The following is a 13,886-nucleotide window of genomic DNA, read 5'->3' as shown; positions in this document are numbered from 1 at the left end:
TCGAAGGGGACACCGTGTCATTCGACTTTTCAGCGCAGCTTCCGCTGTCCCGCCACGCAATTGACCGGGATCATGCGGCCCGCGGCAACACCGATTTGATTGCTCAACTCTGGGCGGATGCGTCCACGCGCGTCGTGCCGCTCTGGCGCGGCCGGGCGTTACTGGCCGCCCCGGAAACTGCCGGTGCGGAGCCCCCTCGTCTGGACCTGCTTTCACCGGACCAGCTGGGTGACACCACCCTCTGCGTCTACCTGGGCCGCTCGCTTGATCCCGCCTCCCTCGAACCCGTCGGAACACCGATCGTCGCGGCCGTTCTGAACGATGGCGCTGCCGCCCTGCTGCAGCCCGACGAGTCACGCTGGGCGTCACTGCGCACGGTGGCCGCCACCCTCTCCGACCGTGACGCGGGAGCCTTTGCCGAAGCAGTCGGCGTCGTCAACTGGCACGACTCGCACACGCACTGCCCGCGCTGCGGCACTGCGACAGACGTTGAGGACAGCGGCTGGACGCGACGCTGCCCGCAGGATGGCAGTCAAGTGTTTCCCCGCACCGATCCGGCGGTGATCGTGCTCATCACCGACGATGACGATCGGGTGTTGCTCGGCTCCAACGCGATGTGGGAGAACAACCGCTACTCGCTGCTCGCCGGATTCGTCGAACCGGGGGAGTCCCTGGAGGCCGCGGTGATTCGTGAGATGCACGAAGAATCGGGCATGCGGGTGACCGACGCGACCTACCTCGGATCCCAGCCGTGGCCCTTCCCAGCCTCGATCATGTGTGGCTTCACCGCGCGACTCGCCGCCGATCAATCACCGGTCGCCCTGGTGCCCGACGGTGAAGAAATTCTCGACCTGCGCTGGTTCAGTCGCGCCGATCTGCGGGCAGAGGGCGAGAGTATCCTGCTGCCCGGCCCGTCGTCGATCGCGCGGGCGTTGCTTGACCGGTGGCTGGCTGAGGGGCACGACGACGATTCCACTGGCGTCGGCGACGCGGCCCCCTCGACCGGCTCCGCGTTCGCGACAGCCGGACTCGACGCACCGCAGGCGAACCGATGAGCGCACCCGACGCGCTGCTCGCCGGACTCGACGACCAGCAACGTGTCGCCGCCGAGGCTCTGACCGGACCGGTCTGCATGCTGGCCGGCGCCGGAACCGGCAAGACCCGAGCGATCACCCACCGGATCGCCTACGGCGTGACCACCGGCGCCTACGCGCCCAACCGGGTGATGGCGCTCACCTTCACCTCGCGCTCCGCGGCGGAACTCCGCGGCCGATTGAGGCAGCTCGGCGCCGGCGGTGTCGCCGCGCGCACCTTCCACGCGGCCGCGCTCTCGCAGCTCAACTACTTCTGGCCGCACGTCGTCGGCGGTCAAGTTCCACGGTTGCTCGACGGCAAGGGGCGCTTGCTCGGCCACGCCGCCGAGGTGTTGAAGCTGAAGCTCGACACCCCGACACTGCGTGACCTCGCCGCCGAAATTGAATGGCGCAAGGTCTCGGGCCTCAGCATCGAGCAGTACGCCGCCGGAATCGCGTCGCGCACCCTGCCCGGCCGGCTGGACGTCGACCAGGTCGCCGCCCTGCAAGAGACTTACGAGCGGCTGAAAGACGAGCGCAAGCAGCTCGACTTCGAAGACGTGCTGTTGGCCATGGCGGGCATGATCGAGAACGAGCCGTCGGTCGCCTTTCAGGTGCGCGAGCAGTACCGCTTCTTCGTCGTTGACGAGTACCAGGACGTTTCGGCATTGCAGCACGACCTGCTGACCCTCTGGCTCGGCGACCGCCGAGACCTCTGCGTGGTCGGCGACGCCAGCCAGACCGTTTACTCGTTCGCCGGTGCCCGCAGCGAGTACCTGCTCGATTTTCCGAAGCACTACGAGGATGCGACGGTCGTGCGCCTGGAACAGAACTACCGGTCGACACCGGCCATCGTCGCCACCGCGAACCAGTTGATGCGGGGTCGCGCCGGTGCGCTCACCCTGCAGGCGGCTGTGCGCCAGGCCGGCCCCGAACCGACCGTGCGCGACTTCCCGACTGACATGGCCGAGGCGCGCGGGGTCGCCCAGCAGATCCTCGAGCTGATTGAGGCCGGGACGCCGCCCGAGAAGATCGCGGTGTTGTACCGCCTCAACGTGCAAGCTGCGGCGCTCGAGACGGCGCTCGGCGACGTCGGTGTGAGCTTTCTGATCCGCGGGTCGAAGCGGTTCTTCGACCTTCCCGAGGTGAAGCAGGCGGTGATGCAGCTGCGCGCGGCATCCGTGTCGATCGTCGGCGAGCCGCTCTTCAAGTCGGTGAGTGACGTGTTGCGTTCGCTCGGCTGGAGCCAGACCGCGCCCGAGGCTCCGGGTTCGGTGCGCGACCGGTGGGAGTCGCTCAACGCGCTGATGGGTCTGGTCGACGAGGCGCCGGAGGGAACCACTTTTCGGCAGTTCACCGACGAACTCATGGAACGCCAGGCCGGTCAGCACGAACCGACGGTCTCGGCCGTCACCCTGGCCACGCTGCACTCTGCGAAGGGCCTCGAATGGGAGGCGGTATTCGTGATCGGGTTGTCCGAGGGGCTCGTGCCGATCAGCTACGCCACAACCTTCGAGCAGATCGACGAGGAACGCCGCCTGCTGTACGTCGGCGTCACGCGGGCCAGGCGGATGCTGGCGCTCAGCTGGTCAGGATCAGGCCGCGATCAGCGCGCCCCACGGGAGCGATCGCGATTTCTGACAGAGCTCGGCATCCGCAGCGCCCGTGTCGCCGGTGCGCGCGGCGCGTGATCTGACCCGTTGCCGCGTCGAGCTGGAGCGATGCGGCGGTGAACTCTGATCTGCCCGTCTCGATCCGGTCCGCCACGATGCCGGCCACCAGCGCCGCGACCTCCATGCTGATTCGTGCGGTTTCGGTCGGGGCGAGGCGGTCAGAGAGCTGGTAGGCGATCGCCGGCCAGGCAGGGTCGGCATCGATATGGTGCAGCTCAAGGCAGTACAGGCAGGGCCCGACCCCCGGTTCGACGAAGGGGCCGATGCTCACCTGACTGTCGCCGAACAGCACCGGCAGGTGCGGAATGTCGCGGCGCAACCACTGCCCGTGCCGGCGCGGATCAAGCGCATAGTTTCCGATCACGAGGGCGACCATGGCCGTTGCTTTCGGCGTTGCCGTCACTGCCGCGCCGACGTGGGCACGTTTCTGCGGATGACGATCGTCGTGCGGGCTACTCAACGGGTCGAGGGGCGAGGCCGTGACCACCTGGATCCCGAGTCCGAGCACGGAGTGTGCGATGCCGTCGGCCGTCGGTCCTACGCCGTCAATGCAGACCACAGTCCGGGCCGGGGAATCGGGCCCGCTGGGCGGGTCGGAGTGCGGATCTCGGCCGGGCCGCGGTTCGGCCACCTGGTCACCGCGGGTGCGATCCTCGCCCGTCAGCTCCAAGGCGGGCCGAAGCGCCCTCAGCAGCGCTGACAGTTCGGCGTCGGTGGCCCCGACTTCCCGGCTCATCATGACGATGCTCGAGCGTGGCAGGCCGACACGCAAGAGATTCACGACGCGCTCAAGGGCCGTGGAGACGTGGGTGACCACCGCAATCGGTCGGTCGATACCGATCTGGATGCTGTCGGGCGTGCGCCAGACGACCGGGTACTGGGGGTTCAGCCGGATGACCATGCCCCCGATGATGCCTCAGCGCGCGCCTGTGCCGTGCGATCTGTCCACAGGCGCTCGCATGTGACTAATGCTCGTGCGGCCGATCCGTTCCCTCATCGCGCAACAGGTCTTCGAGTGCCTGGTCGATTTCGTCGAGCACCGGCGCTTCGCCGGAGGCCGTCGACGTCAGTCGGGCCACGAGCGCCTGCGGGTCGTCAAGGTCTTCGGAGGTGGGAAGAATGTCGGGGTGTGCCCACAGGGCGTCCCTGGCTTCGTTGCCGACGGCATCCGTCACGGCCTGCCACATGGCTGCCGCGTCGCGCAGCCGCCGCGGGCGCAGTTCCAACCCGACGAGGGTCGCGAACGCCGACTCGGCCGGCCCGCCCGATGCCCGGCGGCGCTTGACCGTCTCGGCAATCGCGTCGGCCTTGGGCAGTCGGCTCGTTGCCTCGCGCGTGACGACATCGACCCAGCCTTCGACGAGGGCGAGCATCGTCTCGAGGCGGGCGAGAGCGGCAAGCTGTGACTCGGTCTTCGGCGGGATCAACGAACCGTCGACCATGGCCTGGCGCAGCTCTTCGGGATTCGACGGGTCGAACCCTTCGGCCAGATCTTCGAGTTTCGACGAGTCGATGCTGATGCCGCGCGCGAAGTCCGTGATCGAGCTGATCAAGTGAAGTCGCAGCCACCGGGAGTGGCGGAACAGGCGGGCGTGGGCGAGTTCGCGCACGGCCAGATAGATCTGCACCTGGTCGGTCGGAACATCGAGGCCCTCGCCGAACTCGGCGACGTTCTGGGGGAGCAAAGTCGCCTGTTGCTCGCTGAGCAACGGGATTCCGACGTCGCCGCCGGAGACGACCTCACTGGCGAGCTGGCCGATGACCTGGCCGAGCTGCATCGCGAACAGGGTGCCGCCGATGCTGCGCATCATCTGGCTTGCGCCGGCGATCATGCTTTGCAGTTCTTCGGGAGCCTGCTCGGTGAGCACGCGGGTGAGCGAATCGGAGATGCTGCTCGCCACCGGCTCGGCCATCTGTGTCCAGATCGGCGTTGTCGCCGTGACCCATTCCTTGCGGGTCATCAGGCGTGGGGGAGTCGTGAGCTCGGCGACCGAGATCACGTCGTCCAGCCAGAGCGCGGCAATGTTGAACGCGGCGTCGAGCTGCGTGCGCTGCTCAGTCGTCGCGTTGAGCTGGCCGGCAGCGGCGCGCTCCTGGCCCTGCTGAAGGGCGATATCCCAGTTGATGCCGCCATCGGCGCCTCCGCGCAGAGCGCCCTGAAGCTGGTTCATCAGCGCAGCGACGCTGGCCGGGTCGTTAGGCAGCCCCGCGGCCCCCGCCAGCTGGCTGGGGTCGATTGACGACTTTCCGCTCAGGATGTCGCGGAGCATGTCCCGAAATTCGTCTTCAGGATTCTGACCCTCATCGGGTCGGGTGTCGTCGTCCACTTCAGGCACCTCTCAGTTGCTTACTTCTACGCTAGTCCGAGAAACCCGGCCATGACTGGGAAATGTCCTAGGCTTGAGGGCTCAGGTGTCCGCCCGTCGCGAACACCACTTGCCGCAACGCCTCCCGCATCGCGGATCCACGGAAGGAGCACGGTGGCTCTCTTCACCGACGATCACACGGGGCTGCATGGTCAGCCCACCCGCCGCTTGCGTGTCGGCTGGATCGTGCTCCTCATCGCTGTTGTCTGCGGACTGCTTCTTGCGATGGTTCCTTCGCCGTACGTGATCGAACAGCCCGGCCCGGTATTCGACACGCTGGGCTCGGCCAAGAACGCCGACGGCACAGAGGTGCCGTTGATCACGATCGAAGACCAGAAGACGTTTCCCACCGACGGCAGCCTGAATATGCTCACGGTCTCAGTGGTCGGCAACCCCGACCAACGCGTGAGCTGGCTCCAGGTCGCCGGCGCGTGGTTCAACCCCGACAAGGCAGTGGTGCCCCTCGAGGCGGTGTTCCCGCCGAACGTGACCACCGAGCAGCGAAACACCGAGAATCAGGCAGCCATGGTGGACTCGCAGCAGGAGGCCATCGCTGCAGCGTTGACGCACCAGGGCATCGGCTACTCGACGAACGTCGCGGTGATGTCTCTGACCAGCGATTCAGCGGCCACAGACATCCTGAAACCGAACGACCAGATCATCATGGTGAACGGTGCGCCGATCGCCGACATCACTGACCTTCGCGCCGCCCTGAAGGCCAACGGTGCCGGAAACCCGGCAGCGTTCGGCATTGTTCGCGACGGCGAAGATGCCACGGTCGAGATCACACCCGTCGAGAAGGATGGCGCCGTGATCGCCGGCATCAACGTGAAGACCGACTACGAGTTCCCGTTCCCGGTCACGATTGAGCTGAACAACGTCGGCGGTCCGAGCGCTGGCATGATGTTCGCGCTCGGCATCATCGACAAGCTCACGCCCGAGTCGCTGACCGGCGGAGCCGACATCGCGGGAACCGGCACGATCGACCCGGCCGGCACTGTCGGCCCGATCGGCGGAATCCAGCAGAAGATGGTCGGCGCGAAAGACGCGGGAGCCAAATGGTTCCTGGCTCCCGCCGCGAACTGCAATGAGGTCACCGGTCACATTCCTGACGGGCTCCACGTCTTTGCCGTCGAGACGCTCGATGACGCGACCACTGCGCTGGACGCGGTGAGTTCTGGACAAGACCTGGACGCTCTCCCCACGTGTCCTGTGAGCGCTCCGTAGACGAGGATTTCTGAGGCATGCTTATCGAGCCTTGCTGACGCAGGAGTCGGCTCGGGCACAAGCTGGCCGAGAGGTCGACTGGGCCTGAGCTGGCGTTTCTCCGGAGCGTTTGGTTAGGCCTGCCGGCCGTCAGGTCGGCTCGGCACAAGCTGGCGTTTCTCTGGAGAACCGTCGAGGTCTGTCGGCCGAGAGGTCGACTGGACCTTAGCTGGGAATTTTCTCAGGAGCGCTTGTCTAGGATGGGGGCGACCCTGATTCAGTAGAACAAGAGGCCATTTCGTGACATCAGCACCCTCAGCAGACGCTCCACGGCGGAGTCGAGCTCCACTCGCTATTACAGCGGCGATCATCGTGGGGTTGGTGGTCGTGTTCTTCATCGTCGCCGGCCTCTACACCGACGTTCTCTGGTTCGACCAGCTCGGCTTTCTCAGCGTCTTGACCACTCAGTGGCTGGCCGCGGGAGTCATGTTCCTGATCGGCTTCGTCGCGATGGCCGTTCCCGTCTGGGTCAGCATCCAGTTGGCTTATCGCCTGCGCCCGATCTACGCGAAGCTGAACTCTCAGCTCGACCGCTACCAGCAGGTCATTGAGCCGCTGCGTCGCCTCGCCATGTGGGGTCTTCCGACGCTGCTCGGTCTGTTCGCCGGCGTCGCCGCGGCGACACGCTGGCAGACCACTCTGATGTGGCTGAACCGTACCGAGGTCGGCCGGGTCGACCCGCAGTTCCACTTCGACCTGTCGTTCTACCTTTTCGACCTGCCCTTTTATCAGTCGGCGCTGGGCTTCGCCTCCGCCGTCGTGCTGATCTGCGCGCTCGTCACCATTGCCACCTGCTATCTCTACGGGTCCCTGCGCATCAGCGGGCGTGAGGTTCTGATCTCGAAGGCCGCGCGCGTTCAGATCGCCGTCACCGCCGGCGTCTACCTGCTGCTGCAGGCGATCAGCATCTGGCTCGACCAGTACTCGACGCTGACCGACACCAACGATCTGATCACTGGCGCCGGATACACCGACGTCAACGCGACGATCCCGGGCCGCGCCATCCTGGCCGGCATCGCCGCCGTTGTGGCGATCCTCTTCCTCGTGACTGCGATCATCGGTCGCTGGCGCCTGCCCATCATCGGCACGGTGCTGCTGATCGTCTCGAGCCTGCTGATCGGTTCGCTCTACCCCTGGGTCGTGCAGCGGTTCCAGGTCGACCCGAGCGCGAAGACGCTGGAATCCGAATATATTCAGCGAAATATCGACCTCACCCGGGATGCCTACAACCTGTCGAAGATCGACGTTGTTCCGTACAACGCGAAGACGACGGCCGAGCCCGGCGCCCTGCGCGCTGATGCGGAGACCACGGCGAACATCCGTATTCTCGACCCGGCCATCGTGAGTGAGGCGTTCAGTCAGCTCGAACAGTTCAAGCAGTACTACCAGTTCCCGTCGAACCTCGACGTCGACCGGTACACGATCGACGGCAAGTCGCAGGACACCGTTGTGGCGGTGCGTGACCTCAAGCTCGCCGGCTTGAACGCCGGCAATACCTGGGTCAACTCGACCGTCGTCTACACCCACGGCTATGGGGTCGTAGCGGCCTATGGCAACCAGCGCACCGTCGATGGCCAGCCGGTGTTCCTGGAGTCGGGCATCCCCAGTGTTGGCTCGCTCGGCAAGTACGAGCCGCGCGTCTACTTCGGTGAGACGTCGCCGACCTACTCGATCGTCGGCGCTCCGAAGGGGGCCAAGCCGGTTGAGCTTGATTACCCGTCGGGAACCGATGGTGCGCAGCAGACCTACACGACCTTCACAGGTAACGGTGGGCCGAAGCTCGACAACGTGTTCACGAAGCTGATCTACGCGCTCAAGTTCCAGTCCGAGCAGATCTTCTTGTCGGACTCGGTGAACAAGGATTCGCAGATCCTCTACGATCGCGATCCGATCGAACGCGTGAAGAAGGTTGCGCCGTATCTCACTCTCGACACGGACGCGTATCCGTCGGTCGTCGATGGCAAGATCAAGTGGATCGTCGACGGCTACACGACCTCGGCGAGCTACCCGTACTCCACGCCGGTCGGCCTGAGTGCGGCTACCGCCGACACCGAGAACCCCGCGCAGCCTTACGCGCTTGACCAGATCAACTACATGCGCAATTCGGTCAAGGCGACTGTTGATGCCTACGACGGTTCGGTCACGCTCTACGCCTGGGACACCGAGGACCCGATCCTGAAAACCTGGGAAAAAATCTTCCCGTCGACCGTCAAGCCGATGAGCGAGATGAGTGGCGACCTGATGAGCCACGTGCGCTACCCGGCCGACATGTTCAAGGTGCAGCGCGCCATGCTCGGTCAGTACCACGTGACCGACCCCGGTTCGTTCTACTCGCACGATGACGCCTGGACCACGCCGAACGACCCGGTGTCGCCGGTGGCGAACCCGACGCTGCAGCCGCCGTACTTCCTGACGATGCAGATGCCCGACCAGAAGGCGCCGTCGTTCTCGATCTACTCGACGTTCATTCCGGATGCGTCCGGCGCGACGAGCCGCAACGTCTTGACCGGCTACCTGTCGGCCAACGCGGACGCCGGTTCGACGAAGGGGGAGCGCGCCGCCGATTACGGCAAGCTGACGCTGCTCACCCTGCCGAAGGATGACACGGTGCCGGGCCCCGGCCAGGTGCAGGCGAAGTTCAACGCTGACCCGACAGTCTCGACTCAGCTGAACTTGTTGAAGCAGGGGCAGTCGAAGGTGCTCAACGGCAACCTGCTCACCCTGCCCGTCGGTGGCGGTCTGCTTTATGTTCAGCCGGTCTACGTGCAGTCGACCGGTGGCAGTGGATACCCGCTGTTGCAGAAGGTGCTCGTGGCCTTCGGCGACCAGATCGCGTTCGAAGACACCCTCGACACCGCACTCAATGTGTTGTTCGGCGGCGTCTCTGGAGCAAATGCCGGTGACACGACTGTGCCGCCGTCGACCGGATCCACCCCTGGAACGGGAACGGCTCCGGGCAACGGAACCGGCACCCCCGGAACATCGACCGGCAACCCGGCAACGGATGCTGAGCTGCGCAGCTTGCTCGATGTGGCCAAGCAGGCCATGGCCGACAAGCAGGCCGCACTGGCGGCAGGCGATTTCGCCGCCTACGGTGTCGCCGACAAGAAGCTGTCTGACACCATCGCGCAGATGCTCGCGTTGCTGGGCGAGTAAGCGTTGAGGTAGCAGTCGCCGATCGGCCTCGCCGAGAATCGATCTGACGAAATGGGCCCGGCCGGGCGTGGACCTCCACACCCTGCCGGGCCCTTCGCGTTCTCGATCGCTCGCCGGCCGATGTATCGCGAGTGCGGTCAAATGGTCGCTCTGAAGGGCGCGCAAGCGACCATTTGCCCGCACTCGCGTGTGCGGGCGTCCCGGATTCGCAGCGTCCGACCGCCCGAATGGGGGTCTTGTGGTCACGAGTGTTTCAGACGTGTGGTAACTTTGTTCTTGTAGCGCGGGGTGGAGCAGTTCGGTAGCTCGCTGGGCTCATAACCCAGAGGTCGCAGGTTCAAATCCTGTCCCCGCAACGGATGGTGCAGATGCACCCGATGGCCCGGAATCATTAGATTCCGGGCCATTTGTGATTTCAGCGCCAGCGATGAGATTCGCTTCCGGCCTCTTCTGTCTTCTCGGCACGAACGCACTACTTGCGGGTCACAGCTCCAGGTTGGGACGATCGGATGCGTCGTCCGACCACGCGATCCGGCCCACCGATTCTTCGAGTTCGAGGTCTGCGGCGCGTGCGTGGTGGATGTAGTCGTCGGCCCAGTTCATCAGGGCATCGCCCTTCTCGTGGAAGCCCGACAGGAGCGCGCCGTGCAGCCCGAGCCAGGCGGCAAAGGCGAACGGGCCCTCCAGCTGGTGGCGGTGAGGGCCAACCTCGGCGACCGCGGCGTTGCGGCCGATCATCGCCATGATTCCTTTGTCGTGGTAGTGGAACGGAGCCGGGGTTTTTCCATCCCGGAGCGCACGGATATTCTTGCCCACCCAGGCGCCTGACTGCTGGGCGACGGACCCGAGCTGCGGGAACGTCCCGCCCGCCGGGTCGGGCACGTTCGCGACATCGCCGATCGCGAACACGTCAGGGTGTCCGGGAACGGTCAGGTCGGCGGAGACGTCGAGACGCCCGCCTCGGCCAGGCGTGATGCCGGTGAGGGCCACGAGCGACGCGCCTGAGATGCCGCCCGCCCAGATCACGGTGTCGGTTGCGACCGTCGATCCGTCCGACAGGGTCGCCGAATCGATGTCCACGGAGGACACCGCGACGCCGAACGTCACGTCGACGCCCATCGTGGTCAGCTTTCCCAGCGCATAATGGTGCGAGCGATCCGTGAACGGGGCGAGCAGTACCTTCCCGAGTTCAACCAGGCGCACCGTCGCCTGCCCGACGAGCTTCCCGTCGTCCCGAAGAGCCCGGAAGAGTTCGGCGAGGGCCCCTGCGATCTCGACACCGGTCGCCCCACCGCCGCAGATGACGACTGTCAAAGCGCCGTCACTGTCCGGTTTGCTCAGCTCGCGAAGCCGATCGCGGAGGTGCCGGCGAAGCAGCTCAGCGTCCCGCACCGTATACAGCGGGAAGGCATGCTCGGCGGCCCCGGGGACGCCGAAGAAGTTCGCCTGCGAACCCGCCGCGAGCACAAGCTGATCGGCGGGGCCGAAGGTGCCGGCATCCGTCGTGACGGTTCTCGTGTCCACGTCGATCGCGGTGACCTCGCCGGTGACGACGGTGACCTGCGCCCGGTCACGGAACATTCTTGCGAGGGGTCGGGCGATGTCTTCCGCCGGAAGTTGCGACGTCGCGACCTGGTAGAGCAGCGGCTGGAACTGGGTGTAATCGTGACGATCGATGAGTGTCACCTCGATGCCGTTCTTGGCCAACTCGGCAGCGCAGGCCGCGCCTGCCATCCCGCCTCCTGCAACGATGACGCTCATGATCCTCCTGTGCGACGGGGCCGGGACGGGCGAAGGTGCGCCCTCATAACCGGCACGAATTCGAATTGGTAGATGGTTGTCATCGTGAGACCGACGTCCGCAATCCCCAGCTGCCACGCCAGGATTCCCCGGGTGCGAGATCTAGCAGGTCGACTCCGCTGCGCAGGGCATCCGGTGGGCAGGTCATCGGCTCGATCGCGATGGCGGCACGGCGGCGCTCGCCCTGACCCACCAGGTCCGCTGTGTAGACCATCAGGTAGCGGTAGCCGCCGTCGACCCACAGTTCGACAGACCGGCCACTGTCCGGATCGAACAGCCGGGCGGTGGCGCGACCATCGAGGTCGTGCGCGAGGTCGCCGAACGCGGTATCCAACTCCTGTGACAGGATGCGCCGAGCCTGGGTGAAGTCCCGTGGCGTCCCGGCCACGGGGAGCATCGTCGCCCGTTCTGCTGGCTCGTCCGGATCAAGAATGGCCGTCCCTGGAACGGTCAGCTCGAGGGCGTCCACGGTCAGGCCGAGCGTGAGGTACGGGTGGAATCCGACGCCGAAGGGGGCCGACTCATCATCCGTGTTGACCGCGGTGAACGTCACCGTCAGCCCGGACCGGTCCAATAGATAATTGATCTCGAGGTCGAGCTGCCACTCGTATCCGGGCTGTGGCCGAACCGCGCAGGAGAGCGTGATCTGGTTCGAATCGTGGCGCAGTGGGGACCAATCCAGCCAGCGCACCAGCCCGTGGATCGCGTCGTGCCGGGCGGGCTCGTTGAGCGGAGCCTGACAGTCTCGCCCGCCGTAGGTGTATCGACCATCCGTGAGACGGTTCGGCCACGGCGCGAGCACCTGGCCTCGACCATCTGTGCACCGTTCGTCGGTCGGGAAGCCATCGACGACGTCGCGCCCGTCGACCGTGAAGGCGCGGAGAGTCGCGCCGACCTGGCTGACCTGCGCCTGCGCGTCGCCCCAGGCGATCTGGAACTGCTCGCCAGAGGGTTGCCGTCGACGTGCATGTTCTTCCGTCATCAGCCGAGCCGAGCGAGCAGATGGTCGCCCACGCGCAGGGCATTAGCCATCGCGGTGAGACCGGGATTCACCGCCCCGATGCTGGGGAAGAAGCTCGTGTCGACCACGTACAGGTTGTCCACCTCGTGAGCCTTGCAGTCGGCGTCCAACACCGACGTCGTGGGATCGTTGCCGAAGCGCACGGTACCGGCCTGATGGGCGCAGCCGGCGATGGGGATGTCATTCTTCATGTAGATGTCGCGGGGGATCAGGTGGTCAGGATGCATTCCGAGGTGACTGAGGTGTTTCTTGACCCGGCTGTAGAGCTGTTCGAGAGGCTCTCGGTTGTTCTGCGTGTAGCTCAGTACGACGTTTCCGTCTTTACCCAGCGTGACGCGATTGTCAGGGTCCGGGAGGTCCTCTGCCGAGAGCCAGAAGTCGACCGCGTGCTCTGCCATCTCTTTGAGAGTGAAACCGGGCGCGAGCTTGGCGATGTGCTGCTCGCCCCGATACATCGGAGGTGAGGATTTTCCGACCATCTGCACGTTTCCCATGGGGTACGTGAAGTCGTCGTCGCCGAGGTACCAGTCATTCAAGCCGAGAGTCTTCTGGAAACGGGTCTCGTTCTTCTCCGTAGAGATGGCGAGGAAGGCCCGACTGTTGTGGAAGACGTAGTTGCGACCGACCTGATCAGACCCATTGGCCAGTCCGTTCGGGTGCCGGTCGTTCGCGCTGGACAGCAGTAGTTTCGCGGAGTTCGCCGCCCCGGCCGAGATGACGACGATCGCACCGGTGAATCTCTGTTCGGTGCCGTCGACGTCCGCGACCACGGACGTGACTGTGCGGCCGGACGGATCGGTCTCGAGTCTTCTGACCTCCGCATTGCGCACGAGTGTGACGTTGGGGTGCGCGATTGCGGGGCGCACGCCGATCACATCGGCGTCGGACTTCGCATGCACCAGGCACGGGAATCCGTCGCACGTCGCGCAGCGGATGCAGACGCTGAAGGCGGGGTTCGCCTCGTCGAGCATGATCCCGTTGGGGGAGTGGAACGGATGCAATCCCACTTTGCCCAGGTCATCGAAGAGCTTCTGGATGCGCGGCTCGTGAGACACCGGCGGGTAGGGGTAGGGCCCGCCGGGCGGGTCCGAAGGGTCCTCTCCGCGGATGCCGTGCACCTGGTACAGCTCCTCGGCCTGCGCATAGTAGGGCTCAAGATCTCCATACTCGATCGGCCATGCCGGCGAGATCCCGCCGTGGTGCTTCAGCTCGCCGAAATCCGCCTCACGGAGCCGGTACAGTGCTGCTCCGTAGAATTTCGTCGCCCCGCCCACGAAGTAGTGGACCTGGGGCTGGAAGGACTTTCCCTTCTTGTCATACCAGGTGTCCTTCGAGACGTAGCGGTTGTCGACGAAGACGGCGGTGGCATCCCAATTCTCGGCTTCCCGGGGCAGCCAGTCGCCGCGTTCGAGGATCAGCACCCGCTTGCCTGAAGGCGCCAGCCGGTGCGCGAGGGTCCCTCCGCCGGCCCCGGATCCCACAATGATGACGTCATACTCATCGGCCATGAGTTTCTCCTCAGGTGGTTTCG

At 65.4% G+C, this 13,886-nt stretch carries 9 protein-coding genes and 1 tRNA gene; 5 read left to right on the top strand and 5 right to left on the bottom strand.

Annotated features, from left to right (window positions below; genetic code table 11):
• Positions 1-14 precede the first annotated feature (14 nt).
• Together nudC and AC1DCF_RS01580 are read left to right on the top strand one after the other, a co-directional pair.
• Positions 15-1,055 carry an NAD(+) diphosphatase gene (nudC, locus tag AC1DCF_RS01585; protein WP_477209482.1) on the top strand — a complete coding sequence of 347 codons (1,041 nt, stop codon included), beginning with the start codon at positions 15-17 and terminating at the stop codon, positions 1,053-1,055.
• Entirely contained in the window at positions 1,052-2,764 is a 1,713-nt protein-coding gene (locus tag AC1DCF_RS01580) for an ATP-dependent helicase (protein WP_477209481.1), read from the top strand. Before nudC ends, AC1DCF_RS01580 begins: the two co-directional genes overlap by 4 nt.
• Here AC1DCF_RS01580 and AC1DCF_RS01575 read toward each other — a convergent pair.
• Together AC1DCF_RS01575 and AC1DCF_RS01570 are read right to left on the bottom strand one after the other, a co-directional pair.
• A complete protein-coding gene (locus AC1DCF_RS01575; RefSeq protein ID WP_477209480.1) occupies positions 2,655-3,647 on the bottom strand; it encodes a TOMM precursor leader peptide-binding protein in 993 nt (330 codons plus the stop codon). The genes AC1DCF_RS01580 and AC1DCF_RS01575 overlap by 110 nt on opposite strands.
• A gap of 64 nt (positions 3,648-3,711) precedes the next feature.
• The gene (locus AC1DCF_RS01570) at positions 3,712-5,016 is read right to left on the bottom strand and encodes a zinc-dependent metalloprotease (protein WP_477209820.1); all 1,305 of its coding nucleotides are present in this window, start codon (positions 5,014-5,016) and stop codon (positions 3,712-3,714) included.
• Between the two features lie 210 nt (positions 5,017-5,226).
• Between AC1DCF_RS01570 and AC1DCF_RS01565 the strand changes: the two genes are divergently transcribed.
• The 3 genes from AC1DCF_RS01565 (at position 5,227) to AC1DCF_RS01555 (ending at position 9,890) form a co-directional block, all read left to right on the top strand.
• The gene (locus AC1DCF_RS01565; protein ID WP_477209479.1) at positions 5,227-6,339 is read left to right on the top strand and encodes a YlbL family protein; all 1,113 of its coding nucleotides are present in this window, start codon (positions 5,227-5,229) and stop codon (positions 6,337-6,339) included.
• Positions 6,340-6,618: 279 nt separating this feature from the next.
• The gene (locus AC1DCF_RS01560) at positions 6,619-9,534 is read left to right on the top strand and encodes a UPF0182 family membrane protein (RefSeq protein WP_477209478.1); all 2,916 of its coding nucleotides are present in this window, start codon (positions 6,619-6,621) and stop codon (positions 9,532-9,534) included.
• A 282-nt stretch (positions 9,535-9,816) separates the two neighbouring features.
• Positions 9,817-9,890 (top strand) — tRNA-Met (locus tag AC1DCF_RS01555).
• A 127-nt stretch (positions 9,891-10,017) separates the two neighbouring features.
• On the opposite strand, the gene AC1DCF_RS01550 is transcribed toward AC1DCF_RS01555, so the two are convergent.
• The 3 genes from AC1DCF_RS01550 to AC1DCF_RS01540 all read right to left on the bottom strand — a co-directional run bounded on the left by AC1DCF_RS01550 (position 10,018) and on the right by AC1DCF_RS01540 (position 13,863).
• Positions 10,018-11,295, bottom strand: a complete 1,278-nt coding sequence (locus AC1DCF_RS01550) for an NAD(P)/FAD-dependent oxidoreductase (RefSeq protein ID WP_477209477.1) — start codon at positions 11,293-11,295, stop codon at positions 10,018-10,020.
• A gap of 79 nt (positions 11,296-11,374) precedes the next feature.
• Positions 11,375-12,316 carry an aldose 1-epimerase family protein gene (locus tag AC1DCF_RS01545; protein ID WP_477209476.1) on the bottom strand — a complete coding sequence of 314 codons (942 nt, stop codon included), beginning with the start codon at positions 12,314-12,316 and terminating at the stop codon, positions 11,375-11,377.
• Positions 12,316-13,863 carry a GMC family oxidoreductase gene (locus AC1DCF_RS01540; RefSeq protein ID WP_477209475.1) on the bottom strand — a complete coding sequence of 516 codons (1,548 nt, stop codon included), beginning with the start codon at positions 13,861-13,863 and terminating at the stop codon, positions 12,316-12,318. Before AC1DCF_RS01540 ends, AC1DCF_RS01545 begins: the two co-directional genes overlap by 1 nt.
• Positions 13,864-13,886 lie beyond the last annotated feature (23 nt).

The sequence above is a fragment of the Leifsonia sp. 10L418 genome, from assembly GCF_056395445.1.
The sequence above is the reverse complement of the archived record's forward strand: the minus strand, read 5'-3'. Positions and strand labels throughout refer to the sequence as shown.